Raw genomic sequence first — 2,171 nt, 5'->3', positions numbered from 1 at the left:
GCCACACCCACAACAACCGCCAGGACGTTGCGCAACTCCACCGCGATCAACGAATCCACACCCAGATCACGGAACGCCCGCTCAGCACCCACCTGCCCGGGACCCTTGTGCCCCAGCATCATCGCCGCGACCTTCTGCACTTCGTCGAGTACGAGGCGTTGCCCGGCCTCGCGCGACAGGCCGGCGGCACGGGAGCGCAGGTCGTCCCCGGCCTCACCGGTGTGCGCGCTGCCACCGGGTACGGGGGCAGCAGCAGGGGGCGGGGCCATGGGGGTGAGGAGGGCACTGGGGCGAGCCGTGGTGAACGCCGGGATGAAACGGTCCCAGTCGGCGTCCACGACCAGTTGGGTTGTGGTGTCGCCGTCGAGAGCCGCGCCCAGCGCGGACAGGGCGAACCCCGGCGCGAGCGCGGTCACGGCGCCCTGGCCACGACGTCGGCCACCGGAATTGGCGGCCATACCGCCGCCCGCCCACGGGCCCCACGCGATCGACGTGGCCGGCAGACCCTCGCCCCGGCGCCGCTCGGCAAGGGCATCCAGGACGGCGTTGGCGGCGGCGTAGGCGCCCTGTCCCGGGCTGCCCAGCGTTCCGGCCAGGGAGGAGAAGAGGACGAACGCCGAGAGGTCGCGGTTCCGGGTCAGCTCGTCCAGCAGAAGGGCCGCCGTGGCCTTGGGGCCCATGACCCGCTCGATACGGCCGGCATCCGTCGTGAGCAGCGTGCCGTCGTCCAGAACGCCGGCCGTATGGAACACCGCGTCGACAGGATGCTCGGTCAGGAGCGCGGCGAGGTCGTCGCGTTCGGAGACGTCCAGGGCTGCCAGCGTGACCTGGGCACCCGCTTCCTGCAGTTCGGCGCGCAGTTCGGCGGCGCCGGGGGCCGCTTCGCCGCTGCGGCTCACCAGGAGCAGGTCGCGGGCGCCGCGCGCCACCGCCCAGCGGGCCACGTGTGTGCCAAGAGCGCCGGTCCCGCCGGTGATCAGCACCGTACCGCGCGGCTCCCAGCCGCCGGCCGTGCGCTGTGGCAGTGGCGCGGCCTGGGACAGTCGGCGGCCGAAGATACCGTGAGTCCGGATGGCGAGTTGATCCTCATCCGGCCTCAGGCGGGTCAGCGCGACGGCGAGACGTGCGCTCACCCGGTCGTCCACCTGCGCGGGCAGATCGATCAACCCGCCCCAGGCATCCGGGTGTTCCAAAGCCGCGACGCGGCCCAGCCCCCATACAGCGCTCTGTGAGGTATGGGTGACGCGATCAGGACTCCCGACGGCAACGGCCCCGTGAGTGAGGACCCAGAGTCGTGTGCCGAGAGGTGCTGACTCAGCGAGCGTGCGGAGCGCGCCAAGTGTCCCCAGGACCGGATCGACAGATGCGTCGAAGCTCAGCAGCGACAGGATCCCGTCCGGCGCCTTCGTGCCGTCCAAGGCGCCGGTCTCGCAAAGAGCAAGCCGGAGCGCCTCCGGGTCCGCGAGATCCGTCTCGACGACGTGCGGGGTGAGTCCCTGCTTGTGGAGGCCCGCGACGATGCTGTTCACCGTGCCGCGCGAGACGACGTCCAGGTCGACCGGTACCAGGACGGTCCATCTCCCGGTGCGGGAGACCCCTGCGGCAGGGGTGACCTCGTCGTCCCTGGTCAGAGGCCGCCAGGACACCTCGTACCGCAGCGCGTCGACCATGACCTGGTCCTGTCGCTGCCTGTACCACTTCGAGAGGGCCGGAACCACCGGGCCGAGGATGTCCGGTGCGAGGTCGAGATCCGCCGCCAGCGCGGGTAGATCCTCGCGCTCGACAGCGGCCCAGAACGCGTCGTCGATCATCGCGGATGCGTGAGCGGGGCCGGCCGGGACGCCGGGCGCCGGCTGGTTCGGGGCCAGCCAGTAGCGTTGGCGTTGGAACGGGTAGGTGGGCAGGTCCACCGCCGGGGCACCCTCGCCGCTGCCGAGCAGGACACTCCAGTCGACCTCTCCACCATCGACGTGGAGGCGGGCCATCGCCCGCAGCACGGCCATGTGCTCGGAGGCATCCTTGCGGAGCAGCGGGACGAAGAGCACATCGTCGGTGTCGTCCGGTACACAGTCCCGCGCGAGGGCGGTGAGGGTGCCGTCGGGGCCGATCTCCAGGAAACGGGTCACCCCCTCGGCCGCCAGGACGCTCACACCGTCGGCGAAACGCACCCC

Annotated in this window: 1 protein-coding gene; it reads right to left on the bottom strand. The window is 71.6% G+C overall.

Annotated elements, in window-relative coordinates:
* A partial coding sequence (locus tag ACFU53_RS47775; RefSeq protein ID WP_384006883.1) for an SDR family NAD(P)-dependent oxidoreductase occupies positions 1–2,171 on the bottom strand: 2,171 nt, incomplete at both ends.

Source organism: Streptomyces sp. NPDC057474 (genome assembly GCF_042802555.1).
In the GTDB taxonomy this organism is placed as follows: domain Bacteria; phylum Actinomycetota; class Actinomycetes; order Streptomycetales; family Streptomycetaceae; genus Streptomyces.
The sequence above is the reverse complement of the archived record's forward strand: the minus strand, read 5'-3'. Positions and strand labels throughout refer to the sequence as shown.